The organism is Rhodococcus sp. USK13 (assembly GCF_018343855.1).
GTDB classification, from domain to species: Bacteria; Actinomycetota; Actinomycetes; order Mycobacteriales; family Mycobacteriaceae; genus Rhodococcus_F; species Rhodococcus_F oxybenzonivorans.
The window spans coordinates 7,146,702-7,173,701 of the sequence record NZ_CP069242.1 but is presented as its reverse complement, the minus strand read 5'-3'; the positions used below and the strand labels follow the sequence as shown (position 1 = coordinate 7,173,701).

20 protein-coding genes, 2 rRNA genes and 1 riboswitch are annotated in these 27,000 nt (G+C 64.2%); of the genes, 15 read left to right on the top strand and 7 right to left on the bottom strand.

The annotated features are described in order from the left end of the window. Positions 1 to 75: 75 nt before the first annotated feature. From JQT59_RS35575 to JQT59_RS35535, 9 genes are all read left to right on the top strand, one after another. Positions 76 to 3,210 (top strand): 23S ribosomal RNA (locus JQT59_RS35575). Between the two features lie 153 nt (positions 3,211 to 3,363). After that, positions 3,364 to 3,480, top strand: a 5S ribosomal RNA gene (rrf, locus tag JQT59_RS35570). 264 nt (positions 3,481 to 3,744) lie between these two features. Continuing rightward, complete coding sequence (gene ehuB / locus JQT59_RS35565; RefSeq protein WP_213578366.1) at positions 3,745 to 4,590, top strand: ectoine/hydroxyectoine ABC transporter substrate-binding protein EhuB; 846 nt, start codon at positions 3,745 to 3,747, stop codon at positions 4,588 to 4,590. Positions 4,591 to 4,608: 18 nt separating this feature from the next. Then, positions 4,609 to 5,340 carry an ectoine/hydroxyectoine ABC transporter permease subunit EhuC gene (gene ehuC / locus JQT59_RS35560; protein ID WP_109326398.1) on the top strand — a complete coding sequence of 244 codons (732 nt, stop codon included), beginning with the start codon at positions 4,609 to 4,611 and terminating at the stop codon, positions 5,338 to 5,340. Then, positions 5,337 to 5,981 carry an ectoine/hydroxyectoine ABC transporter permease subunit EhuD gene (ehuD, locus tag JQT59_RS35555; protein ID WP_213574381.1) on the top strand — a complete coding sequence of 215 codons (645 nt, stop codon included), beginning with the start codon at positions 5,337 to 5,339 and terminating at the stop codon, positions 5,979 to 5,981. The genes ehuC and ehuD overlap by 4 nt, the downstream gene beginning before the upstream one ends. Positions 5,982 to 6,000: 19 nt before the next feature. Then, a complete protein-coding gene (ehuA, locus tag JQT59_RS35550) occupies positions 6,001 to 6,762 on the top strand; it encodes an ectoine/hydroxyectoine ABC transporter ATP-binding protein EhuA (protein WP_213574379.1) in 762 nt (253 codons plus the stop codon). A gap of 56 nt (positions 6,763 to 6,818) precedes the next feature. Continuing rightward, positions 6,819 to 7,466: a GntR family transcriptional regulator gene (locus JQT59_RS35545; protein WP_213574377.1), complete on the top strand. Its 648-nt coding sequence runs from the start codon at positions 6,819 to 6,821 to the stop codon at positions 7,464 to 7,466. Then, positions 7,463 to 8,728, top strand: coding sequence for an MFS transporter (locus tag JQT59_RS35540; RefSeq protein ID WP_213574375.1), 1,266 nt, complete (start codon positions 7,463 to 7,465; stop codon positions 8,726 to 8,728). The genes JQT59_RS35545 and JQT59_RS35540 overlap by 4 nt, the downstream gene beginning before the upstream one ends. A gap of 201 nt (positions 8,729 to 8,929) precedes the next feature. Continuing rightward, complete coding sequence (locus tag JQT59_RS35535; RefSeq protein ID WP_213578364.1) at positions 8,930 to 10,333, top strand: family 43 glycosylhydrolase; 1,404 nt, start codon at positions 8,930 to 8,932, stop codon at positions 10,331 to 10,333. Positions 10,334 to 10,346: 13 nt separating this feature from the next. Here JQT59_RS35535 and JQT59_RS35530 read toward each other — a convergent pair whose 3' ends face one another. Then, a complete protein-coding gene (locus JQT59_RS35530; RefSeq protein WP_213574373.1) occupies positions 10,347 to 11,663 on the bottom strand; it encodes a M1 family metallopeptidase in 1,317 nt (438 codons plus the stop codon). Then, the gene (locus tag JQT59_RS35525; RefSeq protein ID WP_213574372.1) at positions 11,660 to 15,550 is read right to left on the bottom strand and encodes a Pls/PosA family non-ribosomal peptide synthetase; all 3,891 of its coding nucleotides are present in this window, start codon (positions 15,548 to 15,550) and stop codon (positions 11,660 to 11,662) included. Before JQT59_RS35525 ends, JQT59_RS35530 begins: the two co-directional genes overlap by 4 nt. A gap of 515 nt (positions 15,551 to 16,065) precedes the next feature. Between JQT59_RS35525 and JQT59_RS35520 the strand changes: the two genes are divergently transcribed. The 3 genes from JQT59_RS35520 (at position 16,066) to JQT59_RS35510 (ending at position 19,587) form a co-directional block, all read left to right on the top strand. Further along, the gene (locus tag JQT59_RS35520) at positions 16,066 to 17,313 is read left to right on the top strand and encodes an MCE family protein (protein WP_213574370.1); all 1,248 of its coding nucleotides are present in this window, start codon (positions 16,066 to 16,068) and stop codon (positions 17,311 to 17,313) included. 41 nt (positions 17,314 to 17,354) lie between these two features. Further along, positions 17,355 to 17,469: riboswitch (SAM riboswitch) on the top strand. 47 nt (positions 17,470 to 17,516) lie between these two features. Further along, positions 17,517 to 18,812, top strand: coding sequence for an aminotransferase class V-fold PLP-dependent enzyme (locus tag JQT59_RS35515; RefSeq protein WP_213574368.1), 1,296 nt, complete (start codon positions 17,517 to 17,519; stop codon positions 18,810 to 18,812). Between the two features lie 148 nt (positions 18,813 to 18,960). Next, the gene (locus tag JQT59_RS35510) at positions 18,961 to 19,587 is read left to right on the top strand and encodes an LLM class oxidoreductase (protein ID WP_213574366.1); all 627 of its coding nucleotides are present in this window, start codon (positions 18,961 to 18,963) and stop codon (positions 19,585 to 19,587) included. A gap of 75 nt (positions 19,588 to 19,662) precedes the next feature. Here JQT59_RS35510 and JQT59_RS35505 read toward each other — a convergent pair whose 3' ends face one another. The 3 genes from JQT59_RS35505 to JQT59_RS35495 all read right to left on the bottom strand — a co-directional run bounded on the left by JQT59_RS35505 (position 19,663) and on the right by JQT59_RS35495 (position 21,861). Next, a complete protein-coding gene (locus JQT59_RS35505; protein WP_109326417.1) occupies positions 19,663 to 20,223 on the bottom strand; it encodes a flavin reductase family protein in 561 nt (186 codons plus the stop codon). Between the two features lie 38 nt (positions 20,224 to 20,261). Beyond that, positions 20,262 to 20,735: a YbaK/EbsC family protein gene (locus tag JQT59_RS35500; protein ID WP_159919008.1), complete on the bottom strand. Its 474-nt coding sequence runs from the start codon at positions 20,733 to 20,735 to the stop codon at positions 20,262 to 20,264. Positions 20,736 to 20,811: 76 nt separating this feature from the next. After that, a complete protein-coding gene (locus tag JQT59_RS35495) occupies positions 20,812 to 21,861 on the bottom strand; it encodes a hypothetical protein (protein ID WP_213574364.1) in 1,050 nt (349 codons plus the stop codon). A gap of 123 nt (positions 21,862 to 21,984) precedes the next feature. Between JQT59_RS35495 and JQT59_RS35490 the strand changes: the two genes are divergently transcribed. Further along, positions 21,985 to 22,563, top strand: coding sequence for a TetR/AcrR family transcriptional regulator (locus tag JQT59_RS35490; protein ID WP_213578363.1), 579 nt, complete (start codon positions 21,985 to 21,987; stop codon positions 22,561 to 22,563). 4 nt (positions 22,564 to 22,567) lie between these two features. On the opposite strand, the gene JQT59_RS35485 is transcribed toward JQT59_RS35490, so the two are convergent. Beyond that, positions 22,568 to 23,635, bottom strand: coding sequence for an alpha/beta fold hydrolase (locus JQT59_RS35485; protein ID WP_213574362.1), 1,068 nt, complete (start codon positions 23,633 to 23,635; stop codon positions 22,568 to 22,570). Between the two features lie 120 nt (positions 23,636 to 23,755). Here JQT59_RS35485 and JQT59_RS35480 point away from each other — a divergent pair, with 120 nt between their 5' ends. Further along, the gene (locus JQT59_RS35480) at positions 23,756 to 24,586 is read left to right on the top strand and encodes a crotonase/enoyl-CoA hydratase family protein (RefSeq protein WP_213574360.1); all 831 of its coding nucleotides are present in this window, start codon (positions 23,756 to 23,758) and stop codon (positions 24,584 to 24,586) included. Positions 24,587 to 24,701: 115 nt separating this feature from the next. Continuing rightward, a complete protein-coding gene (locus JQT59_RS35475; RefSeq protein ID WP_213574358.1) occupies positions 24,702 to 26,399 on the top strand; it encodes an MDR family MFS transporter in 1,698 nt (565 codons plus the stop codon). Between the two features lie 55 nt (positions 26,400 to 26,454). Here JQT59_RS35475 and JQT59_RS35470 read toward each other — a convergent pair whose 3' ends face one another. Further along, complete coding sequence (locus JQT59_RS35470) at positions 26,455 to 26,946, bottom strand: inorganic diphosphatase (protein WP_159919013.1); 492 nt, start codon at positions 26,944 to 26,946, stop codon at positions 26,455 to 26,457. Between the last annotated feature and the right edge of the window lie 54 nt (positions 26,947 to 27,000).

The window sequence follows — 27,000 nt, the reverse complement described above, 5'->3', positions numbered from 1 at the left end:
TGGTGGGCATGGTGCTGGCGGAGTTCGAGGCGGGTGTGTTGTTTGAGAACTGCACAGTGGACGCGAGCATCTTTGTTGTAAGTAATGAAGAGCGTACGGTGGATGCCTTGGCACCAGGAGCCGATGAAGGACGTAGGAGGCTGCGATAAGCCTCGGGGAGCTGTCAACCGAGCTGAGATCCGAGGATGTCCGAATGGGGAAACCCAGCACGAGTGATGTCGTGTTACCCGCATCTGAATATATAGGGTGTGTGGAGGGAACGTGGGGAAGTGAAACATCTCAGTACCCACAGGAAGAGAAAACAATAGTGATTCCGTGAGTAGTGGCGAGCGAAAGCGGAAGAGGCTAAACCATGGATGTGTGATAGCCGGCAGGCGTTGCATTCGTGGGGTTGTGGGGTTCATCTTGTCAATGCTGCCGTGTTGGCCGACAGTAAGAAATCATGGTGTTAGTGGAAGTGGTCTGGAACGGCCTGTCGTAGAGGGTGAGAATCCCGTACACGAAAACATTGTGACTGTCGTGATGGAAACCCAAGTAGCACCGGGCCCGTGAAATCTGGTGTGAATCTGTCGGGACCACCCGATAAGCCTGAATACTCCCTGGTGACCGATAGCGGACTAGTACCGTGAGGGAAAGGTGAAAAGTACCCCGGGAGGGGAGTGAAATAGTACCTGAAACCGTGCGCTTACAATCCGTCAAAGCCTTCGAACACTTCGGTGTTGGGGGTGATGGCGTGCCTTTTGAAGAATGAGCCTGCGAGTTAGTGGCATGTCGCGAGGTTAACCCGTGTGGGGTAGCCGTAGCGAAAGCGAGTCCGAATAGGGCGTTCATAGTGGCATGTTCTAGACCCGAAGCGGAGTGATCTACCCATGGCCAGGTTGAAGCGACGGTAAGACGTCGTGGAGGACCGAACCCACTTAGGTTGAAAACTGAGGGGATGAGTTGTGGGTAGGGGTGAAAGGCCAATCAAACTCCGTGATAGCTGGTTCTCCCCGAAATGCATTTAGGTGCAGCGTCGCGTGTTTCTCACCGGAGGTAGAGCTACTGGATGGTCTAGGGGGCCCACAAGCTTACCGAAATCAGCCAAACTCCGAATGCCGGTGAGTGAGAGCGCGGCAGTGAGACTGCGGGCGATAAGGTTCGTAGTCGAGAGGGAAACAGCCCAGATCGCCAGCTAAGGTCCCTAAGCGTGTACTAAGTGGAAAAGGATGTGGGGTCGCGAAGACAACCAGGAGGTTGGCTTAGAAGCAGCCACCCTTGAAAGAGTGCGTAATAGCTCACTGGTCAAGTGATCCTGCGCCGACAATGTAGCGGGGCTCAAGTACACCACCGAAGCTGCGGCATTCACACAATGCACCCCCATTTTCCTGCGGGAGGGTGGGCAGTGGTGTGGATGGGTAGGGGAGCGTCGTGTGGCCATGGAAGCGGCGGGGTGACCCAGCCGTGGAGGCCACACGAGTGAGAATGCAGGCATGAGTAGCGAAAGACGAGTGAGAAACTCGTCCGCCGAATGACCAAGGGTTCCTGGGCCAGGTTAATCCGCCCAGGGTGAGTCGGGACCTAAGACGAGGCCGACAGGCGTAGCCGATGGACAACGGGTTGATATTCCCGTACCCGTGTGAACGCGCCCCTGGTGAATCAGTGATACTAACCACCCTGAAACCGCGTGTGAACCTTCGGGTTCGCAGGTGGCGGATGCGTGGGACCTGATCTGGTAGTAGCCAAGCGATGGGGTGACGCAGGAAGGTAGCTGAGCCAGTCAGTGGTAATACTGGTGTAAGCCTGTAGGGAGTGACCTAGGCAAATCCGGGTCACACATATCCTGAGAGGTGACGCATAGCCGAATGAGGCGAATTCAGTGATCCTATGCTGCCGAGAAAAGCCTCTAGCGAGCTTTCACACGGCCCGTACCCCAAACCGACACAGGTGGTCAGGTAGAGAATACTAAGGCGATCGAGATAACTATGGTTAAGGAACTCGGCAAAATGCCCCCGTAACTTCGGGAGAAGGGGGGCCTCGTCTGGTGATCACTCTTGCAGTGTGAGCTGGGTGGGGCCGCAGAGACCAGTGAGAAGCGACTGTTTACTAAAAACACAGGTCCGTGCGAAGTCGTAAGACGATGTATACGGACTGACGCCTGCCCGGTGCTGGAAGGTTAAGAGGACCGGTTAGCCATTTCGGTGGCGAAGCTGAGAATTTAAGCCCCAGTAAACGGCGGTGGTAACTATAACCATCCTAAGGTAGCGAAATTCCTTGTCGGGTAAGTTCCGACCTGCACGAATGGCGTAACGACTTCTCAGCTGTCTCAACCATAGACTCGGCGAAATTGCATTACGAGTAAAGATGCTCGTTACGCGCGGCAGGACGAAAAGACCCCGGGACCTTCACTACAGCTTGGTATTGGTGTTCGGTTCGGTTTGTGTAGGATAGGTGGGAGACTGTGAAGCGCTCACGCCAGTGAGTGTGGAGTCGTTGTTGAAATACCACTCTGATCGTATTGGACCTCTAACCTCGGACCATGATCTGGTTCAGGGACAGTGCCTGGTGGGTAGTTTAACTGGGGCGGTTGCCTCCCAAAATGTAACGGAGGCGCCCAAAGGTTCCCTCAGCCTGGTTGGCAATCAGGTGTCGAGTGCAAGTGCACAAGGGAGCTTGACTGTGAGACTGACAAGTCGAGCAGGGACGAAAGTCGGGACTAGTGATCCGGCACCGGCAAGTGGAAGCGGTGTCGCTCAACGGATAAAAGGTACCCCGGGGATAACAGGCTGATCTTCCCCAAGAGTCCATATCGACGGGATGGTTTGGCACCTCGATGTCGGCTCGTCGCATCCTGGGGCTGGAGTAGGTCCCAAGGGTTGGGCTGTTCGCCCATTAAAGCGGCACGCGAGCTGGGTTTAGAACGTCGTGAGACAGTTCGGTCTCTATCCGCCGCGCGCGTTAGAAACTTGAGGAAGGCTGTCCCTAGTACGAGAGGACCGGGACGGACGAACCTCTGGTGTGCCAGTTGTTCCACCAGGAGCACCGCTGGTTAGCTACGTTCGGAAGGGATAACCGCTGAAAGCATCTAAGCGGGAAGCCTGTTCCAAGATGAGGTTTCTCACCCCCTCGAGGGGGTAAGGCCCCCGGCAGACCACCGGGTTGATAGGCCAGAACTGGAAGCCCAGTAATGGGTGTAGGTGACTGGTACTAATAGGCCGAGGACTTACCACAAAGAAGCTACGCGTCCACTGTGCAGTATCTGAAACAACACACAGATACCCGATTCCCTTCACGGAACTCCCGACAGTTCCGCACCCCACCGGGTGCGTGGCCCCAGGGGGAAACCGGAAAAGGGATGAAGGGTGTGTGACAGTTTCATAGAGTTACGGCGGCCATAGCGGAGGGGAAACGCCCGGCCCCATTCCGAACCCGGAAGCTAAGCCCTCCAGCGCCGATGGTACTGCACTCGACAGGGTGTGGGAGAGTAGGACACCGCCGAACATCCGTTACCGGAAGCCCCCCAACACCTGTTGGGGGGCTTCCGGCATTCCACAACAAAATCCTTTCGCCGACGTTCATCGCGCCGCGGCCAATTCCGTCGTTTAGCGCGCGGTGACTCGTTCGCCTGCGTAACGTGACCCGGGCAGATCCGGGTCGGATCGTGCCACGTGGTGCGCCCGGCCGGATCACCTCAGGCAACGAAGGGAATCCGTGGTGAGCAGCACCAACTCGAAACGACGTCCTACGGTCCGAGCCGCTGTTGCAATGGCGGGACTCGTCGTAGCAGCGGGCTCGGTCGCAGGGTGCACGAAGACCGACTCGAGCAGCGGCGATTCACTGCTGGAGCAGCTCCGTTCCGAGGGAACGGTAACCGTGGGATTCGCCGGCGAGGCCCCGTACAGCTTCGAGCAGGACGGGAAGCTGACAGGCGCCACCGTGGCCCTGCACCGGGAGATTTTCAAGAACCTCGGAATAGACAATGTCGAAGGCGTCAGCACGGACTTCGGAGCCCTCATTCCAGGACTGCAGGCGCGCCGATTCGACGTTGTCAGTGCCGGAATGTCCATCCTTCCGCAGCGCTGCGAACAAGCAGCGTTCAGCGAGCCCGAATTCAACTACACGACAGCGCTGATGGTGCCCAAGGGCAATCCGGCGAAGCTCACCGACATGCAGTCGGTCAAAGACAGCGGCGTCCGCATGGCCGCCATGACCGGCGCAATCGAGTCCGACTACGCACAGGACCTCGGCATCGAGGCCACACAGGTGGCGTCGCCGCAGGATGGCATGGATGCCATTGCGAACGGCCGCGCCGACGTCTTCGCACTGACGGGAATCTCGCTGAACTGGCTGGCGCAGAACAACCCGCAAGTGCCTGTGGAGGTGACTGATTCCTTCGTCGCAGAAATCAACGGGGTCCCCCAGGTAGGCGCCGGCGGCACCGTCTTCCGTAAGGAAGACACCGAGCTGAGGGACGCCTACAACGCCGAACTGGCAAAGATCACGGCGGACAAGGACAAGTACCTCTCGATCGTCGGTTCCTTCGGATTCACCGAGGCAGAGCTTCCCGATCCGCAACTGACCACGGCGAAGCTGTGCGAAGGGCAGGGCTGAGTCGGACGGGACTCTGTTGTGAAGGAGGATTTCGATGCCCTCTTCGATGCCTGGCCGGGCATCCAGGAGGGAATCATCATCACCCTCGAACTCACTGCGGGCGGTGCTCTCCTTGCTTTCGTGCTTGCAGTGGTGCTCGGGTTGGCGGCTCGTTCACACCAGGTAATCGTCAGAGGTTCGGCGCGCGTTTTCATCGAATTCTTCCGCGGCACGTCACTGCTAGTGCAGTTGTTCTGGCTTTTCTACGTGGTCCCGCTGTTCGGATATCTCATCGACCCCGTACTGTGCGGGATACTCGCCCTGGGCCTCAACTATGGCGCCTACGGAGCGGAAGTCGTGCGGGGAGCGATCAATTCGGTACCGCAGTCGCAATGGGAAGCTGCCACGGCGTTGGATTTCACGCACTGGCAGAGGCTTCGTCGGGTGGTGTTTCCACAGGCCTGGGCCGAGATGATCCCTCCCCTGACGAATCTTCTGATCCAACTGCTCAAGGGCACTGCCTTGGCCAGTTACATCCTGCTGCAGGACCTGACATTCGAGATAGATCAACTTCGGCGTACGACGGGCAACACGCTCTTTGCGTTCGGGGTCGGGCTCGTCATCTACTTCGTCATCGGCTACGTGCTGACGCTGTTGATGAATGCGCTCGAGGTTCGGGCGAAGAACAGACTGGGTACCGGTCCCTCCTTGCGGGAGATCTTCTCGCTGGCGCCCTCGGACCCGCGCGGACTGGAGGCTGCTGAAAAATGAGCGTCCAGTGGAGTTGGGATCGCGCGTTCGAGGCGCTACCCGTGTTGCTCGACGGATTCAAGATCACCCTCGTCGCAACCGTATTGGGCTTCCTCATATCCGTGGTGCTCGGCCTGGTCATCGCGCTGATCCGGCAGGCCGCTCCGCGCTGGATCGCAATGCCGGTGCGGGCGGTGAGCGAATTCATCCGTCTCACACCCCTCGTCGTGCAGCTGCTGTTCGTCTTTTACACGTTTACGACTCTGTCACCCTTGCAGATCGGGGTAGTGGTCCTCGGCATCCACTACTCGACCTACATGGCGGAGGTGTATCGGGCAGGGATCGAGGCGGTACCCGTCGGCCAGTGGGAGGCAGCGAGAGCGCTGTCCATCGCACCGGCCCGTACGTGGCGGGCGATCATCCTGCCGCAGGCAATCCGCCGGGTAGTTCCGGCTCTCGGGAACTATGCCGTGTCGATGTTCAAGGACACCCCGTTGCTGTTCGCGATCACGGTGATCGAAATGGTGACGGCGGCCCAGCAATTCGGGGCCCGGCATTTTCAGTACCTCGAGCCGTTGACCCTCGCCGGTGTGATCTTCCTGATCGCCAGTTACCCGACCTCCCTGCTCATACGGCGATTGGAGAAGCGTCTTGCCGCATAAAGCGAACTCAGGCACCCCGATGATCAGGTTCGACGACGTCGTGAAGCGGTTCGGCGACCACGTCGTGCTCGATCACCTCGACTTCCAGGTGGAGCGTGGCGACCGGGTCACGTTGATCGGCCCGAGTGGTTCGGGTAAGACGACGATTCTGCGATTGCTCATGACCCTCGAAAAGGTGAATGACGGGATCATCTGGGTCGACGGAGAGCGCCTCACCCACGAGGAGCGGGGAGGCAAACTCGTCCCGGCGTCGGAGAAGTACGTTCGTCGCATACGGCGTCGAATCGGAATGGTTTTTCAGCAATTCAACCTGTTCCCCAACATGAACGTGATCGAGAACATTACCGAGGCACCCATCCACGTCCTCGGGCTCGACAAGTCGGCGGCAGTGAAGCGCGCCCGTGAACTGCTCGACACAGTAGGGCTGTCGGACAAGGAGACAGCGCATCCGACGCAGCTGTCCGGTGGCCAACAGCAGCGGGTTGCGATCGCCCGAGCGCTGGCGATGGATCCCGACATCCTGCTGCTCGACGAGGTGACGTCGGCCCTTGATCCGGAGTTGGTGGCGGACGTGCTGGACGTATTGAGGAACGTGGCCCTCACCACGGACATCACGATGCTCATCGTCACACATGAGATGCAATTCGCACGCGACGTATCGAACAGGGTGATGATGTTCGACGCCGGCCGCATCGTGGAAGAGGGGGATCCGGTAACCATGTTCTCCGCACCGAAACACGACCGAACCAAGACGTTCCTCAAGGCTGTGTTGGCCGACTGAGCCGGGGTCCGATGCCTCGCTCTGGCAGCGAGAGCGTATAAATACATCTTGTGTCTATGTTGTATTCGGCAGCGGAGCAGGTTTACCGCGAGGTGAAGGAGCTCATCCTGTCGGGTGGGTTGCCCGGTGGTGAGTTGATCAGCGAAGGCGAGATCGCGGAGCGCGTGGGTCTCAGTCGCACACCCGTCCGCGAGGCCTTTCTTCGTCTCGAGGCCGAGGGATGGATGCGGTTGTATCCGAAGCGGGGCGCTCTCGTCGTCGCGGTGGCAGAGGGGGAAGCCGAGCACATCGTCGACGCGCGACAGCTCGTCGAGACACACGCCGTTCGGATCCTGGCGGAGCGGCCGCACGCACGTGAGGTGCTCGTCGCCCGGCTGCGCGCCAATCTCGAGGAACAGCGGCAGATCGCCGCAAGAGGCGATGTGGCTGCCTTCAGTGCGTCGGATGCCGACTTTCATCGCCTGATCGTCGATGCCGCGGAGAATCCACTGCTCGCGACGTTCTATTCGAGCCTTCGGGAGAGGCAGCGCCGGATGACCGCCCACTCGATCACCCGCGACCCAGGGCAACTGCCGAGGATTCTCGCGGAGCACGAGCAGCTGACCGACCTGGTGAACGACGGTGACGCGGACGGGTTCGAGGCAGCGGTGCTCGACCACATGCGCCGAGTTCACGCTCTGAATCCGAGGGGAGTGGCTCGATGACCTCCGTGCGCGAGTCGCAAGCCGCACTGCCCGACACCGTGGTGTCCACGCGGGCGTGGTTGCAGGTCGCCGCGACGATGTTCGCGGTCGCGTGGGGAGGCAACGAATTCACGCCGCTCCTGGGCATGTACCGCGCCGACCACGGTTTCTCGCCGGTGACCGTCGACCTCTTCTTGTTCGCCTACGTTCTCGGGATCGTTCCCGCCCTCCTCCTGGGCGGACCCCTGTCCGACCGGCTCGGCAGGCGTCCGATTCTGCTGCCCGCCCCGGTGCTGACGGTGGCAGGTTCGGTACTGCTCGCACTCGGCGCGGACTCCGCGGCCATGCTCATCGCAGGCCGAATCCTGTGCGGCGTCGCGCTCGGGCTCGGAATGGCAGTGGGGGGAAGCTGGGTGAAGGAGCTGTCGACCGCGCCGTGGGATCCCACCGCGACGGAAGGAGCCGGTGCCAGACGGGCCGCGATGAGCCTCACCGGTGGGTTCGGTCTGGGCGCCGGGGTCGCCGGCGTCCTTGCGCAATGGGCTCCACTGCCCAGTGTCCTGTCGTACCTCGTCCACAGCGGAATTGCGATCACCGCGGCCATCGCATTGTTGCGTGCGCCGGAAACCCGTGCAGCTCAACCGCTCTCCGACCGGGTGTCGCTCGCTCGGGATCTGGCGATTCCCTCGGCGGCACACCGGCGTTTCCTTCTCGTCATCGCACCCCTCGCGCCCTGGGTATTCGGGACTGCGGCCGCCGCGTATGCGGTACTTCCGGCGCTCATGTCCCAGCACGGCGGTGGGGTGCCCCTCGCGTTCTCGGCACTGATGTGCATGGTGGGCTTAGGATCCGGCTTCGCGATCCAGGCGCTGGGCCGCAAGATCGATACGCCTCGCAATACGCGAGCAGTCGTCGTTGCCCTCGTCTTCGTCATGGCTGGGATGGGGATGGCAGCGGCCGCGTCTTCCGCGTTGACCGTTCCGCTCGCACTCGTCGCTGCGGTGGTGCTGGGTTGCGGATACGGCATGGCCTTGGTGTCCGGGCTGCAGGAAATTCAGCGCATTGCCGGACCGGACGATCTGGCCGGCCTGACCGCGGTGTTCTACTCGCTCACCTATCTGGGCTTCGCGATGCCTGCGGCAATGGCATTTTTCTCCGAGAACTTCGCCGCGGTGACCTACCCGCGAATGTTTGCTTTCGGCGCCATCGCGGCCGCGGGATGTCTCCTCCTCGCCGTCGTCCACTGGCGCTCGCATCTGCCCTCTGCCCGCGAAAGCTCGTAACAGCGTGCGCCACCGAATCGGTCGGTCGGGCGCACGCGGAAGGGCACAGTTTGGTTTCGGTTCGACGCATCGGAGAACTCAACTCTTAACCTGAGCCTCAGCCGTATACATTTGCCACATTCCGCTCGGCTGGGGTCCACGGTAGGGAGCAACGTGCAGAAATCTGATGGCGTCGAGGCGGAGTCATGCGTGCGGCCCCCCATGGGACGGCGAAGACTGCCGCGACGGGGATGGATCGTGACGACTCTGTCTCTGCTCGCTTTGATGGTGCCCGCGTCCCCGGTGGCGGCGAACCCCGTCGTGGAGCCCGTTGCTGCAGACCCCAGCGTGGTCCGTGCGGCCGACGGTATGTACTACATGTACACCACCGCGGACGACTGGGGCGACGGCCAGGGCATGCACAACATGTCGATGTTCAAGTCCTTCGATCTCATGGACTGGATGTATGTGGGCGACGTGTTCCCGAACCTGCCCGAGTGGCATCCGGAGGGAAAACTTGCCTGGGCCCCGCACGTCCTGGAATCGGGCGGCGGGTATAGCCTCTACTACTCGCTCTACGACGAGTCGAATCCGTGTATCGGACTCGCGACGGCTCCGGGTCCGACCGGGCCGTGGACCGATCTTGGTCGCCCGGTGTTCTGTGCGCAGGACGTGGGCATCGAGGGCACGATCGACCCGTTCGTGTGGGACGACGGAACGTCGAAGACGATGGTCGTCGGCAACTTCCGCGGCATCTACGCAATCCCGCTGGACGGGGACGGTGCGGCGCCGGTGGGCGAGCCGGTGCAGATCGCGGACGACCGGTTCGAAGGCCCCTTCATCACTTTCCGCAACGGCTACTACCACCTGTTTCTGTCCGCCGGGAACTGCTGCAACGGCGGGGACACCGCGTACCGCGTGGTGGTCGGCAGGTCCAGATCGCTGACCGGGCCCTACCTCGACCGCAAGGGGCAGGACCTCAACGAGGGGGGCGGCGCGCTCATCCTCGCGGGCAGCGACCCGTGGGCCGGACCTGGACACAACACCGTGGTGACGGACGACGCCGGGAACGATTGGATCGTCTACCACGCCATTCCGCGCGACGACGTCACACTGCCCAGCGGAGCTCAGCGCCGCGAAGGAATGATCGACCGGATCGTCTGGGCAGACGACTGGCCCGACGTCGGCGACGGCTCGCCTTCCTCGACACGACCCCAGCTACCCGACACCGACCTTCCGGTGCGGGTGTCGCTGACCGCGGACGACTCGACGACCCTGCCCGAGAACGGGGGAACCATCGCGGCGACGATGGTGGTGGCGGCACCCGAGGATCAGCCCTATGCGGGGCAGGTATGGGCAAGCGTGACGTCGCCGGACGGCGGGATCAGTGATCCGATCTTCGGGCCGATCGACGTCGACCTGGCTCCCGGGGAGGTATACGAAGAGCCGATCAGTTACGCCGTGTCGGCAGACGCCCCGAACGGGACCTACGACGTCTACGCCTTTGCCGGCATCTTCGACACCGAAACGGTCGAATTCGGGGCGCTCAACGGGGTGAAGTCCGGCCCGCAGATGACGGACGTCGCCAAGCGCGTCTCCGCCGTCGTGTGGCGAGACGGTGCATGAGCGTCGGCGTCTCTCAGAGAGGAGGCAGCGCCTTTTCGCCCAGCCAGGTGTCCCAGAGGGTTCGTAGCGACTCATCGGTGTACCGCGCGGCGAGATCGGTGAACTGTTCCGCGCTGACGCTGGAGTGGCTGTGCGACCGGGTCCACTGCTGCAGCAATGCGAAGAACCGTTCGTCACCCAGCCGAAGTCGCAGTGCGTGGAGAGTGACTGCGCCGCGCTTGTAGATGCGGTCGTCGAACATCAACTGCGGCCCAGGATCCGCGACCACCAGATCCTGCGGTTTCCGGGACAGACCCTGATGGGCCTGTAACGCGAGTTGATGCGCTGCGGGTCCGCCGGAATTCTCCGACCAGAGCCATTCGGCGTAACAGGCGAATCCTTCGTGCAGCCAGATGTCCCGCCATTGACGCAACGTGAGGCTGTTACCGAACCACTGGTGGGCGAGCTCGTGGGCCACCAATCGTTCGAAGGCGCGGCTGCCCGTGCAGTGGTTGGCGCCGAAAATCGACAGTCCCTGCGCCTCGACCGGAATCTCCAGGTCGTCGTCGGTGACGACGACCGTGTAATCGGCAAACGGGTACGGGCCGAACAGTCTGCCGAAGACATCCATCATTTCGGGTTGGCGTCCGAAATCGACATCGAACGACGAGCGAAGTCGCGGCGGGTGCACGGCGAAGATCTTGACGCCCCCCGAATTCACTCGTCGTCGCTCGTACGGGCCGATCTGAACCGTGGCCAGATAGCTCGACATCGGCTCGGCCTGCTCGTACACCCACGTGGTCTGGCTGGCCCGGGTCTGCTTGCTCACCAACGCACCGTTGGCCACCGTGTAGTACGGCGAATCGGTGGTGATGGACATGCGGTAGCTGGCCTTCGAGCTCGGGTGATCGTCACACGGAAACCAGGATGCAGCGCCATTCGGCTGACTGGCGACGAGACTGCCCTCGGTCAGTTCCTCCCAGCCGACCTCGCCCCACATGCTGCGGATCGGCTTCGGGGAACCGCCGTATTGCACCGTGAACACCAGTGCACCGCCCGCCGGGATCTTCTGCGCGGGGGTGACGACGAGCTTGCCGTTCCGATGAACCCATTTGGTGTTCCGTGCGCCGTTGGCAGCGACCTTGGTGACATGGAGGTCGGACGCCAGGTCGAGCGCGAACCGGGACCGCGCCTCGGTGGTGACAGCGGTGATCGTGGCCTTCCCGGTAAGCCGGTTGCTGTGGACCTTGTAGGTGAGGTCGAGTTCGTACCGTGACACCCGATAGCCTCGGTTGCCATTCTGAGGGAGATACGGGTCGAGGGGTTCGTCGAGCCCTTTACCGGGCTTCACGTCGCCGCCCACGGTGCGATGGGGTTGCCCTGCCACCTGGTGGAGGGCGGTACGGTGTCGCCGCGCATGACCAGTGACGCAGGTCCGACCGTGGCGCCTGCACCGATTCCGGCGGCGGGCAGCGCGACACAGTGCGGGCCGAGGGTGGCGCCGGCTCCCAACGTGACGGTGTCCATGGACATGATCCGATCATGGAACAGGTGAGTCTGCACGACGCACCCCCGTTCCACGGTGGCGCCGTCGCCGAGGGTCACCAGATCGGCTTCCGGGAGCCAATAGGTTTCACACCACACCCCCTTGCCGATGGTCGCGCCGAGGCCGCGCAGCCACACGTTGAGTACGGCGGTGCCCGTGGCGGCGCGCGCGAACCACGGTGCGGCGACGGTCTCGACGAACGCGTCCGACACCTCGTTACGCCAGACGAATGAACTCCACAGGGGATGCTCGACCTTTCCGATGCGCCCCACCACCAGCCACTTGGCCGCTACGGATATCGATCCGGCCACGGCGCCGGCGCCGAGGAGGACCACGCCGCTGGCCAGGGCGGCCAGCCAGAAGCCGATCAGGTCGGCCATCACCTCGAGTGTGAACAGCACCCCGAGCCCAATTCCGAACGTCACCATCACCGGGATCAAACGGCACGTCTCCACGATCGCCCGGGCGACCTTCAGCCGGAACGGCGGATGGAAAGTGCGTGCGGCGTCGGTGTCACCCGGGGCCCTGCGCAGGCGGACGGGTGGGCTCCCCAGCCAAGAAGAACCGGACTTGGCCTTGGAGGGCGCCGCCGACAGCACCGCGACGAGCCCGTTCTTCGGCACCCGTCGTCCCGGGCCGGTCATTCCGGAGTTGCCGAGGAACGCCCGCTTGCCGATTTTTGCGTCCTCGATGTGCATCCAACCGCCGCCGAGCTCGTAACTCGCGACCATCGTGTCGTCGGCCAGGAACGCGCCGTCCGCGACCGTCGTGAACTTCGGCAGCAGCAGCACTGTCGAGGCTTCGACGTTCTTGCCGATCCGGGCGCCCAGCAATCGCAGCCAGCCGGGTGTCAACAGGCTCGCGTACAAGGGAAACAGGAACGTCCGGGCTGAGTCCATGAGCCGCTCGGTGGCCCACACCTGCCATCCGGTGCGACTGCGGACCGGGTGGTACCCCTCTCGCAACCGGATCGACAACAGCCGAACGGCGATCACGGTGAGAACGGCGAACACCGCAAGGCTGAGAACAGTGGCGATCGGGAGAACGATCAGCGACTGCAGTACGGCGGATCCGATCGTCCCGGCATCGCGGATCCGCCAGCCGATCAGGGCGATGCCGGACAGGAGGGCAAAGATCGGGAGGCCGGCGATCAGCATCGACGTGACCCCGAACACGGGCACCCAGTACGACGCGCGTCGCGGGGTTTCTTCGGGCCACGGGTGGGCGGCCTTGCCGACCTTGACGGCGGGTGAACCCGCCCAGTGCTGACCCGCCTTGACCCGTCCGAACACCGCCGAACCGGCCTCGACCTCCGCGCCTCGTCCGATGCGGGCGCCGGGCAGCAACGTGGACCGGGCACCGACGGTGGCCCCGGGACCGATCTTGATCTCGCCGATGTGCACGAGGTCACCGTCCACCCAGTGACCGGACAGATCCACTTCCGGCTCGACCGAACAGCCGTCACCGAGTTCGAGCATGCCGGTGACGGGCGGAAGTGTGTGCAGGTCGACGCCCTTCCCGACGGTGGCGCCCAAGGCCCGGGCGTAATAGAGCATCCACGGTGCGCCCGACAGGTTGGCCGCGCCGCTGGCCTCGGTGAGTCTCAGCGCCACCCACAGCCGGAGGTGTTCACTGCCCCCGCGGGGATAAGTCCCTGGCTCGAGCGTCCGGAGAAGGATCCGCGAGCCGATCACCGAGATCGCCATCCGGCCCACCGGGCTGATGAACACGACGAATGCGGCCAGGACCCACCACCACGACACGGTGGGTGCCCACGACGCGTCCGCGACGTACGCGAAGACGTTGTTGGCGATGGCAAGCCAGGTGACCCACTGCAGACCGGTGAGGGTAGTGAGCGGAACGGTGGCCGCGATCTGCAGCAGTTGGCTGCGACGCGGAGTGGGGGTGACGAGACGGGGTTCTGCGGCATCGATGGGTGCGAGTTCGTCGAGATACTCCGCCAGCGAGCCGAGCCGCGGATGGTCGTAGAGTTGCGCCACGGTGACCTCGGGGAACCGCTCGCGTAGCGCAGTGACCAGCTGGGCGGCCGCGAGGGAACCGCCGCCCAGCTCGAAGAAGTCGTCGGCAGGGCCGGTAATCTGCGCGCCGAGAATCGACGTCCACAGCTCCGCGACCCACGCCGATGTGCCGTCGAGTCCCAGGTCCTCCGCCACGTCGTCGATCCCGGGCGGCGGCCAGGGCAGTGCATTTCGGTCTACTTTGCCGGACGTGCGAGTGGGAAGCTCGCCGACCAGAACCAGCCGGGGCACCAGCGCGGCCGGTAACTGCTCCGAGAGCGTCGCGTGGGCTGCTTTCAGATCGAAGTCGGGATCCGTGCTGGCGAGATAGCCGACGAGAATCTGGTGACCGGCGCCGGTCCTGCGTACGGCCGCGGCCGCACCGCCGACTCCCGGCAGATTCTGCAGGGCATTGTCGACCTCGCCCAGTTCGATACGCCGGCCACCGAGTTTCACCTGATCGTCGGCGCGTCCCTGGAACAGCAGTCCGCGCCGATCCAGACGGACGAGATCACCGCTGCGATAGGCGCGATCCCATCCGAGGGTCGGCATGGGCGCGTACTTCTCCGCATCCTTCGCAGGGTCGAGATAGCGGGCCAGACCGACACCACCGATCACAAGTTCGCCCACCTCGCCCTCGGACACCGGCTCCCCGGAGCCGTCGACTACCGCGAGATCCCATCCGTCCAAGGGAAGGCCGATGCTGACAGGGCTCCGTCCGTCCATCAGCGCACCGCACGCGACGACCGTGGCCTCGGTGGGCCCGTATGTGTTCCAGACTTCTCGTCCGTCGACGGCCAGGCGCTCCGCAAGTTCGGGTGGGCATGCCTCGCCTCCGAAGATGAGGAGACGGACGGCCTCGAGCGCCTCCGCCGGCCACAGCGATGCAAGCGTCGGCACCGTCGACACGATGCTGACGTCTCGGGCAACCAGCCAAGGACCGAGGTCCATACCGCTGCGCACGAGCGATCGCGGTGCGGGAACCAGGCAGGCTCCGTGTCGCCACGCCAGCCACATCTCCTCACAGGACGCGTCGAAAGCCACCGACAGTCCGGCGAGTACTCGGTCGCCGGGCCCGATGGGCTCGTCCTGCAGGAACATTCGTGCCTCGGCATCCACGAATGCCGCGGCATTCCGATGGCTGACCGCGACGCCCTTCGGTGTGCCGGTGGATCCGGAGGTGAAGATGATCCACGCGTCGTCGTCGACCGTCGGTGGGCGGGTGGCCGGAAGCTCCGACCGCTCGGAGGCGGTTCCGGGCGTGATGCCGGAGCCCGTCACCACACAGCGCACCCGAGCCTCGCCGAACACGAGGGCGGCGCGTTCCTCGGGATCGTCCGCGTCGACGGGAACGTACGCGGCGCCTATCGCCAGCGTCGACAAAATGGTGACATACAGAGCGCACGACCCCGAAGGCATGCGGATGCCGACCCGGTCGCCTGCCCCGACTCCGGACTCGGCCAATTGCTCCGCGCCGCGGCCGATTTCCTCGAGCAGTTCCCGGTAGGTCAACGACGTCGTGCCGTCGTCGATCGCCGCGGCGTCGGGATACTCGTCTGCGGTGGCGTACAGAACGTCGATGAGGGTGCGCGGCGCCGGTGCGAACTCGCGGCGAAGAAATTCCTGGGGTATGCGGAGCGAACGATCCGAATCCGTCGGTGACTGGAGAGACAATCCAGGATTCCTTCTCTGAGCGGGCGGTTGATGCGTACTGCTCGTTATCTCACGATCAAGTAGCCAGTTGGTGAACAGTGGGTGCTTGCTGTCGGGCGCCCGTGGTCATTCTTCACCCCGGCGATTTCCGGCGAATGTCGGGCGGGCGGCGAATGAAGCAGTTCCTCGATTCCCTTCGTAGGAGATGAGGTGAGCCGCGAGCCGCGAGGAACCCCGTCAGGCCGGAAGCAGTGGACATCACTATTCCACCAGGTAGTGATTACGGTCACTGTGCGCAGCAGAATGTGCGCGCTGACCTGTGGGTTTCGCCACCGGTCGGCCATGCAGCGACGCGCGCTGCCCGCTCTGGCCGCTCAGGGCCCGACGCGGGGTTTGCACAGCCGAAGCCTTCCGGCTAGGTATGTATGTGACTTCTCGTCCCAGATAAAATACCTCCCGGAGTGCCCTGTGACTGCCATTATCGAGACAGCCCGCGCCGAGCATGTGCAGCACAAGAGCGCGAGCGTCGCCAAGCGATGACCTCAGCACTCGTCAAATGGCAGCTGGCCGGGCTGATTCTCATCGCTATGGCCGGTCTGGTTTACGTCGGCGCCCAGTATGTGCGTCTCGACAATCTACTCGGGTTCGGCGAATACACCGTCAGCGTCGAGCTCGCGAATTCCGGGGGGATTTTCAGCAATGCCGAAGTCACGTACCGGGGAGTTCCCGTCGGCCGCGTGGGTGGATTGTCGCTGACCTCGGACGGTGTCGATGTCGAGTTGAAGATCAACAAGAGCGCGCCTGCCATCCCTGCGTCCGCGAAGGCCGTGGTGGCCAACAGGTCGGCGATCGGCGAGCAATACGTCGACCTCCAGCCCGACACCGATCGTGGGCCGTTTCTCGAAGATGGATCTGTGATCACACTGGGCAGCACGGTAACTCCCGTCCCGGTCGAGGAATTGCTCGCCGGAACAAAAGAATTGGCCGACTCGGTCCCGGTCGATGCGCTGCGTACGGTCGTGACCGAACTGGGGATGGCGTTCAACGGTAAAGGCGAGGACATTCAAGTTCTCGCGGATGCGCTGGCGGGACTGTCGCAGTCGGGCTCCGAGTCGCTCGACGAGACATTGGCGCTGCTGCGCGACGGCCGACCTGTGCTGGCGACGCAGTCCGAACAGTCCTCGGCCATCGAGCAATTCAGCACCGACCTCGACGCTCTCGCAGCACAGCTGCGCGCATCCGACCCCGACGTGCGGGCCCTGATCGAGAACGGAACGGCGGCCAGTGATGAAGTGGGCGCGCTCGTCAGCGAATCCGGAGGGGCGGTGACCAGGAACCTCACCAACCTCGGCATGACCGTCGAGACGCTCTCGGTTCAGGCGGACGCCCTTCGCACCCTGTTCGTATACTTGCCGGGAATTGCCGCCGCCTCCTCCACCATCGCCCCCGGAGACGGCACCGTGCACCTGGGATTGGTCGGCGAGGTGAACAACCCGCCTCCGTGCACGGTCGGTTACGAGGGCACGCAGGCGATACTCGAGGAAATGAAGCGCCGGAATCCCGACTTCGACGACACCCAGCAGGACTTTCCTCAGAACACGGCGGCGAACTGCGAAACGCCGCAGGGGAGCGTGACCGGCGTGCGAAGCGCCAACCGGATCGTCCTCGGTGATCCCGCAACGGTCCAGCCGTGGGATTCCAAGCCGAAGAAGGACCCGAATCGATTGAACCTCAACCCGATTGCGACTCAGCTCGCACCACTTCTGGGGGTGAGCCCGAGGTAGTGGGTTGACAACTTCGCGTCGATCCTGCAATCTTCGAATCAGGTCACGAGTACCAGCGTCAAGCCCCGGCTAGCTGGTCGGCAACCCTCCACCGCGGTGGGGTGCTCCGGGTGACGACCAGGCTGAGGTTCATACCGGACCCGGCAAGCGCGGACTCCGAGGGCTATCCCTGTGACGAGTCCCTGAGTACGAGGGATGTCGTGATGACTGCTGTATTGACCGCTGATGTGTGCGTAGCCCCCCTTGCCCCGGTTTCGGGCTCCGACCTGCGGGTTCCGCTGGTGCAGGGAGGTGACTGCACCTACGTCAACTTCGACTACGCGGCAAGCGCGCCCGCACTGGCGCAGGTGACTGATCGAATCAGTGCATTGCTGCCGACGTACTCGAGCGTGCACCGCGGGGCCGGGTACGCATCCCGGGTGTCGACCGCCTGCTACGAGAAGGCGCGCGCCTCGGTTGCACAGTTCGTGGGAGCTTGCGACGACCAGGCGGTGGTATTCACCCGGAACACCACCGATTCCCTCAACCTGCTGGCGGGGTGCGTTCCTGGCAGCACGGTGGTGCTCGACATCGAGCACCACGCTAATCTGTTGTCCTGGAAGAACTCCCGTGTCGTCCGGGCAGCTGACACCCTCGCCGAAACCGTTCGGTTGCTCGTGGCGGAATTGTGCTCGAAGCCCACTGCCCTTCTCGCTGTCACCGGGGCGTCCAATGTCACCGGTGAGGTGCTGCCCATCGCGGTTCTGGCGGATGTCGCGCACCGTTGCGGTGCAAGGATTCTCGTCGATGGGGCGCAACTCGCGCCGCACAGGCGGATCGATCTGGAGGCATGGGGCGTCGACTACCTGGCGTTCTCCGGGCACAAGTTGTACGCACCCTTCGGGTCGGGCGTGCTGGTAGGAAAAAGTGACTGGCTCGATGCGGCGGAACCGTACCTCGCCGGCGGTGGGGCGGTGCGCAACGTGACCGTCGAATCCACCGAGTGGGCACCGGCTCCGGCCCGGCACGAGGCCGGCACTCCCAACGTCCTCGGCGCCGCAGCCCTCGCTGCGGCATGCGACGCGCTGGCCGAGTTGGACTTCGGCCGAGTAGCCGAGCACGAAGCGGCGTTGACGTCCCGACTTCTGTCCGGACTCGCGGACGTGGACGGTGTGGAATTTCTGCGGCTGTGGTCGGACGCGCCGGACACCGTGGGAATCGTGACGTTCACGATCGACGGGTACGAGCCCGGGGAGATCGCCGCCTACCTGTCTGCCGAGCATGGAATCGGAGTGCGTGACGGGAGGTTCTGCGCGCATCCGCTGCTGACGCGACTCGGTCGGCCGGACGGAGCAGTTCGTGTCAGCCTCGGTCTCGGCAGTTCCTCCGCCGATGTGGATCGGCTGGTGGACGCGGTCGCCGCATTGGTAGCCGGTCGTCGCAGCTGGGGCTATGCCAAGACCGACGGTCAGTGGAATCCGGTGCCGGAGACCCGTTTTTCGCACGACGCGCTACTATGAGCGCATGGCATCGCAGGCTGGGAGCGCAATGATTGCTCACTGGTGCCGTCGGCACGTCGATCTGTGCCGAACCGCCTCGGGTATGTGTTCGAGCTGACCGTTCTTTTCGGCTCCTGACATCGGCACACATTCTCCGAGGAAACCCCACATGTCTTCAGGCAACGTTTTGTCTTCCCGTACCCTCCGCGTCGCCGTCGAGCTGACCGCATCGGGTCACCATCCGGCAGCGATCGGGGCCGCAGGCACGCGGCCCATCAGCGGTGCGGACTACTGGGTGGAGCTCACCGCCGATTCGGCGGACCCGCTCGACCTGACCTCCTTCCCGCCCGATGTGGTCCGGATCCGCGCCACCGATCTGCGGGGAGCGCAGCAGGAGCGCTCCCGGGTGCGCGCCGAAACTCTCGCCGCGGGGCGCGATCCCGACAGCGTCACAGTGCTGGTCGATCTCGAGGTGCTCATCGCCGCGGAAGCTCGCACCGCGCGCAAGGAGCTGGCACTCCTCGACAGCGCACTGGACAGCCCACGAACCCCCGAGTCGCTGCAGTACGTCGGGACTCCGGTGGGACTCGCCGGGCTGATCGCCGACATCCAGGCTGCCGGGGTGGCCGACGGTGTGACCCTGCTTCCGCTGACTCTGCCCAGGGTGCTCGAGCAGCTGGTCGACGGCACATTGCCGTGGTTGGAGCAGCGCGGGCTCGTCACGTCCGCGGAAGCTGTCGACGAGGCCTTGCGGCGTTTCGACCTTCCACGCCGACAGCGTGAACTCGCTTCCTGAGGTTTCGACGCGCAGTCGCATACGACGCCGTGGGCCGGGAATCTCAGGATTCCCGGCCCACGGCGTCGTGCGATGTCAGTTGTCGAGCGGGGTCGGCCGGTAGTACCGCCCCTCGTGATACAGAAGGGGTGCGGCGGCGGACTCGTCGTCGTCCTCCGCGTGAACCCGCGTGACCAGCCCGATGACCAGCGTGTGATCACCGACCGGAATCAACTGGTCCACGGTGACCCGGAGCCAGCTCGGGGTCCCGTGCAGCACCGGCTCACCGGTGTCGAGCCGAGCCCAGAGCGACCGGTCCGCGAATCGTTGGTCGGCGCTGCGTGCGAATCGCTGCGCCAGATGCTGCTGATGTTCGCCGAGCAGGTGGATCACCAGGGAATCGGCGGAATGCAGCGCGCCGATGCTGGATGAGGAATGCGCGATGTTGAACGACACCAACGGAGGATTCAGGGAGACGGACGCAAAGGACGTGGCCGTGAACCCCACCGGCCCGGCCTCGGAATCGAGCGTCACGATGGTGACTCCCGCCGGATGACGCCGCAGCGCAGCGCGGTAGTCCTCGGCGCTGATCCCGGTAGCAAGTTCGGCCTCGGCCTCGCCGCCCGCGGCGCGGACGGAATCGGTGTTCTTCGCCATGATGGCGTCAACTATAGGCGGGTGGCCGATCGTGGGAATCAGTCGACGTCGATGGCGAGGCCCGCGGTGATGCGCACCAGCTCGGAGAAGGACGTGCGGAACACGGTGTCGGGGTGTCCGGCGGCGGCCCACAACTCCGAATGCTTGGCCAGTGCGTTGTCCACGTAGGTCGGCAGGTTCGTGGGGTGCCCGAGCGGGGCGATGCCGCCGATCGGCTGTCCGGTGGCGATCCGCACCATCTCGAGCGGTGCCCGCGTCAGGTTTCCCTGCAGTCGTTTGCCGGTGTTCGCGAGGTCGACCTCGTGTGCCCCCGACACCAGGAGGAGGATCGGGTCGTCGTCCAGAAGGAACACCAACGACTTGGTGATCGCCCCGATGTCCACACCCAAAGCCTTCGCTGCCTCGTCGGCGGTGTGAATGGATTCCGGCTGGGTGACGATGACCCCGTGGTGTCCTCGCGCGATCAGAGTTTCGGCGACATGCGCGGCGTGGGGGTGCAGGGGCGTCGGCATGAACCAAGAGTAGGGCCATAACTCCGGAACGACACGTGGACGCGTCGTCCGAGACGACATCGACACGGGGCGTGGTCTATTCCGGCCTGGAAACCCGGCGGGCGGTGAAGCCGAAGAGCAACGCAAGTCCGAGCAGGGCGTAGAGCGCCAGTGTCAGCGCAGGCGCCCCCGCACCCACATCGTCGAAGTAAACGATGCTGCGGACACCCTCCGTCCCCGCACCCGGGGTGATCCACCGCCCGATTGCCGCATAGAAGGTGGGGATGACGTTGGAACCGAACGCACCGCCCGCACTCGGGTTGCCGAGGATCACGAAGACGGCGATGGCGAGCGGCACGGCAAGGACTCCGATCGCCGCCCGCAGTCCCAACGTGAACACGGCTGTCCCGAAGACGACCCCGGTACCGAGGAGCCAGAGGGGAAACCAGTGCCCGGCGAAGGTGCCCAGCACGTGCGTGGTGATCAGTGCACCCAGAGCGCCGGAAATCACGGCGTATCCGAAGAGAACGCCGACGTGTGTCGCCGCCTGCCGCAGCGACGTAGGTGCTCCGATGAACAGCCCGATCGCTGCCGCAAGGAGATAGCCGCCGACCACCCAGCCGACCGACAGATAGAAGCCGGACAGTCCGCGATTGTCGTGGACACCCACCGGGATCTCGTCACGAACCGCGAACTGCCGTCCCTGCGCGTTGTCGACCTGTGTGAACACCGACTCGAGGGCGGAGGAGATAGAACTTCCACCGGCGCTCGCCGTGATCAGCGTGTCCGCACCGACTGGTTCGATCACGTAGGCGCCCTGAATCTCGCGGGCATGCAGGAGCCGCCGCGCCTGCGCCGTGTCGGACACGATGCGCGCGTCGAGCGGGCGTCCGTCGATCCCATTGAGCCGGTCGGCGACCTGCTGGTCGACTCCGGGCGGCAGTCCCGGGGCGGCCACGACCGCAATCTCGATACCGCGGGGAGTGGGCTGATGGAATGCGGCCACATAGCTGAGGATGAAACCGAGCTGCAGTACGAGAACACCGAGGACGAGTGCCACCATGACCTTCGGTGTGCCGTACCGGGACGCGGGGCCGTCCGGGTGTTGTGGCGAGAAAGGGGCGTGTTCGGTCTCGGTCGTGGTCATCAGTAATCCTCGTCCTTGTCGATACCTCGGGTATTCAATACCGTAGGTATCGTGCCCGAACATGGTCAACACGACAGTCGTCACACCGAATGGACGCCGGCGACGCGTCCCGGCCGTGATGTAGTGCGGCAACGACTGCTCGACGCGGCGGCGGACGAGTTCGCGGAACGAGGCTTCAACGCCGCGCGTCTCACCGAGGTTGCGCGGCGCGCGGGATTTACCAAGGGTGCCGTGTACTCGAACTTCGAGTCGAAACAGGACCTGTTCGCCGAACTCTTCGCCCAGCGTTCACTCGAACTCGCCGGCCGCGTCCTCGCCGAAATAGCGGGTCTGAATCCGTCGGCCGCAGTCGGGAAAGGCGGCGAGGCGATCGCTTCGTGGATGATGCGCGAGCCGGGGTGGTCGCTGCTGGTGCTCGAGTTCGGCGTACTCGCTGCCCGGGACCCACAGATCGCGCAGGCCTACCTTCGCGAACGACGACACCTACGGTCGCGGCTCGTCGAGCTGATCGGTGACCGTGCCCGCGAATGGGGAGTCGAAGACACCCTCGACGTGCGAACCACGGCCATTTCTCTGATGGCACTCATCTCGGGCCTGGTGCTCGAGCACTCGGTCGATCCCGAAGAGGTGGATCAGACGACGATGGGAGCGGCCGTCACAGCGCTGTTCGCTGGTGCTGTCGCAGGTGCCGGCCGGGCCTGACCCGTTATGCGATGCGGGCAACGGCGTCGTCGAGGAACGCGTCGATGTGCGCCCAGGTGGTCGTGCGTGCAGTCGGTCCGGCCACCAGGCCCAGGTGGCTGCCGGGAGCCGACTCGTACCGCGCCGACGGCGATCCCGTCAGCACGTCGGTAGCGGCCCGCACCGAGGCGACGGGGGCGATGACGTCCTCGGTGCCGCCGATCGCGAGCACGGGAACGCTGATGTCCGCCAGTGACACCGGCCCGTTCCGCGTCTCGAACTTCCCTGCGACGAGGGCGTTCCCGAGGATCAACTGCGTGCAGACCTGCTGGAAGAATCGTGCGGGGTAACCCGGCATATCTGCCATGAACCGGTCGATGGACTCCATGCGGGCGAGGGTCTCCGTGTCGTGCAGATTGCGCGCGATGAACCATGGCTTGGTGAGTTCCCGCTGCAGTGCGGTGAATCGATAACTCGCCTGGACGAGTGGCGCCGGAAGGCCGCCCATCATCCCGGTCACGGCGGTGAGCGGCCGGTCTCCGGTGAAACGGCCCACGGTCCGCAACGGCGCGATCATCGAGACGGCGCGGTAGTCGATCGGTGTTCCGATCGCGGTGACCGAACCGATGGGAAGGTCGCCGCGGCCAGCGGCTGTCAACAACGACAGGGTTCCGCCGAGGCTCCATCCGATCAGGTCGACGGGAGCTTCGTCGTGGAAATGGGACACCTGCGCGAGCGCGGTCGGGATGATGTCTTCGATCCAGTCCTCGAACCCGAGGCCGCGGTCGGCGTAGCCCATCGACCCGTAGTCCAGGAGGTACGTCGCCTTGCCGGAGTCGACGAGGTGCGCGGCCAGGCTCTGTCCCGGCCGGAGGTCGAAGCACTGCGCGGGTGCGGCCAACGGGGGGACGAGAAGCACCGGGCGGTCGTCGCTGATCGAGTTGCCGTCGAACCGGTAGAGGTCTCGATGGGGACCTTCCGAGATCAAGGTCGAGGGTGTGCGCTCCACCGGCGCGATACCACCACCGAAGGACAGTCGCCACGCGTTGCGGGTGAGCGTGTCGAGGGTGGGGGTCCAGGCGATGTCGAGCACGGGGGTCCTCTCGTGGTGATGCCGATCCGAGATCAGATAACTGTGACGACAACATACAGTTAGTTCGACTTCTCGCGGACACCGACCGTCGCGCCTCGGAGCGATGGTTACTCTTGAGTAATGACCGAATCGAAGACCTGGAATGCGTTCACCGTCGAGCGCAAGGACCGCGTCGCGCGGGTAACACTGATCGGACCCGGGAAGGGCAACGCGATGGGTCCCGATTTCTGGAGTGAACTCCCCGAAATCTTCGGTGAGCTTGACGTCGACCCGGAGGTGCGCGCCGTCGTCATCGCCGGTTCGGGCAATCACTTCTCCTTCGGCCTCGACCTACCGGCCATGAGCGGGAGCTTCGGAGCCGTCCTGGCGGACAAAGCCCAAGCCGGCCCGCGGACGGCCTTCCACGACATGATCAAGCGGATGCAGTCGGGCATCAACGCGGTGGCCGACTGCCGCAAGCCGGTTATCGCTGCAGTTCACGGCTGGTGCATCGGCGGCGGCGTCGATCTGATCTCGGCGGCCGACATCCGCTACGCCAGCGCCGACGCACGGTTCAGCATCCGCGAAGTGAAGGTCGCGATCGTCGCAGACATGGGTAGCTTCGCAAGGCTCCCCGCGATCATCGGCGACGGACACTTGCGCGAACTCGCACTCACCGGCAAGGACATCGATTCGGCGCGCGCCGAGAAGATCGGATTGATCAACGACGTGTACGAGGACGCTGACGCCGTGCTGGCGGCGGCGCACGCCACCGCCGCCGAAATCGCGGCGAACCCACCACTGGTGGTACACGGGATCAAGGACGTTCTCGACCACTCCCGCACGGCCGCGGTGAACGACAGCCTGCGTTACGTCGCCGCCTGGAACGCAGCCTTCCTCCCATCGCAGGACCTGACCGAGGCAATCACCGCCGTCTTCGAGAAGCGGGAGCCCGAATTCAGGGGCGAATAGCCCGTTCGCTGACACAGCCGCACCCTCCGGGGGTGCGGCTGTTGCGTTCACAGACACTTATCCGCAGGTAAAGCCCAGTTCATCAGTTGCCCGGAACCTCGCCGCGCTCGCATACTTGCGGACTACAAGTAAACGACAGCGCAGCGAGGAAACAGTGTCGAATTCGGTCGAAACGCCGGTGGCCTACACCCACCGGCAGATCTTGGCTGTACTCAGTGGGTTGATGCTCGGCATGTTCCTCGCCGCGCTCGACCAGACGATCGTGGCGACTGCGATCCGGACCATCGCCGACGACCTCGACGGGTATTCACTGCAGGCGTGGGCAACCACCGCGTACCTCGTCACCGCAACCCTGGCGACGCCGCTCTACGGCAAACTGTCCGACATCTACGGCCGCAAGCCGTTCTTCATGTTCGCGATCACGGTGTTCGTGATCGGCTCGGTCCTGTGCACATTCTCGACGTCGATGTACATGCTCGCCGCCTTCCGCGCGGTCCAGGGACTCGGCGCCGGCGGCCTGTTCTCGTTGGCGCTCACCATCATCGGCGACATCGTCTCCCCGCGTGAACGGGCCAAGTACCAGGGCTACTTCCTGGCCGTGTTCGGCACGTCCAGCGTCCTCGGACCGGTCCTCGGCGGGGTGTTCGCCGGTCAGGACGAGCTCCTCGGAATCGACGGTTGGCGTTGGGTTTTCCTCGTCAACGTGCCGGTGGGACTCGTCGCGCTCACCGTCGTCTCCCGGGTGCTGCACCTGCCGCGGCGACCGAGCGGAAGCCGGCGGATCGACTGGTGGGGTGCGATCGCTCTCGCGGTGGGTGTCGTGCCGTTGCTCGTGGTCGCCGAACAGGGGCGCAGTTGGGGATGGGACAGCTCGAAGTCGTTGGCGTGCTATGTCATCGGCGTCCTCGGCGTGCTGGCCTTCGTGCTCGTGGAGCTGGCGATGAAGGACGACGCACTTATCCCGATGCGCTTCTTCCGCAACAGCACGTTCGCGCTCGGCGTCGTGATCAGTTTAGTCGTGGGTGCCGTCATGTTCGGGGGCATCACCCTCCTACCTCAGTATCTGCAGGTGGTGAAAGGCTCGAGCCCCACCCTGGCCGGGTTCCAGATCCTGCCGATGGTCCTCGGACTCATGGCCGGATCGGTGGTCAGCGGTCAATTGATTTCGCGGACCGGCCGGTACCGGTACTTCCCGATTCTGGGTACCGCCCTGATCGTGGTCGGCGCGTTCCTACTGCACACGCTGGCCGCCGACACCCCGATGCCCGTGGTGATGGTGTTCATGCTGATTCTCGGACTCGGTCTCGGAAACCTGATGCAGCCGCTCACCCTCGCCATTCAGAACGCGCTGCCCCCACAGGACATGGGGGTGTCGACCGGAGCGGCCACGTTCTTCCGGCAGATCGGCGGCACCGCCGGCGTCGCGATCTTCCTGTCGATCCTCTTCTCCCGCCTCACCCCGGCCATCGGCGAGCGAGTGACCGCCGCAGCCGGCACACCCGACTTCCGTCGAGCCGTCGCGGCGGCCGCGCAGAGCAACGACCCTGCCGAGGCCGCCATGGGCCAGGGAATGCTCAGCCCCGACCACGCCGGCGTGAGCGGCGTCCTCACGGACAGTTCGGTGATCGGAAAACTCGACGACGTGCTGGCCCTGCCCTTCCGGGAGGGATTCGCCGACGCCATCGGATCCGTCTTCCTCAGCGTGTCGATGCTCGCCGTCGTCGCCTTCGTCCTCACCGTCCTGTGGAAGGAAGTACCGCTCCGCAGCGAGTCCGGACTTCAGGCAGCGGCGCGGGGAGAAGCGGAGGTGTGAGACGACAACGGCGCCCACCCCGCGGGGGATGGGCGCCGTGCGTTGGCCGGATCGGTCAGTGCCCGCCGTTGTCCTTCAGACGCTTGAACGACGCCTCGACCTCGGCCTTGGCCTCGGACAGCCCCACCCAGTCGGCGGCCTCGACGTGCTTGCCGGGCTCGAGGTCCTTGTAGTGGACGAAGAAGTGCTTGATGGCGTCCAGTTCGAACTGGGGAACGTCGCCGATGTCCTGAATGTGATCCCAGCGCGGGTCACCCGCGGGCACGCACAGCACCTTGTCGTCGCCGCCGGCCTCGTCGACCATCTTGAACATGCCGACCGGGCGCGCCTCGACGATCACGCCGGGGAACACCGACTCCGGAAGCAGCACAAGCGCGTCCAGCGGGTCGCCGTCCTCGCCGAGCGTGTTCTCGATGAAGCCGTAATCGGCCGGGTAGCCGAATGCCGTGTAGAGGTAACGGTCCAGCTTTACGCGACCGGTCTCGTGGTCGACCTCGTACTTGTTTCGCTGACCCTTGGGGATCTCGATGGTGACGTCGAACTCCACGCCGATTCCTCGCTGTCGTGTCGGTGATGATTCCGGGGAAGGATATCGGGTCGA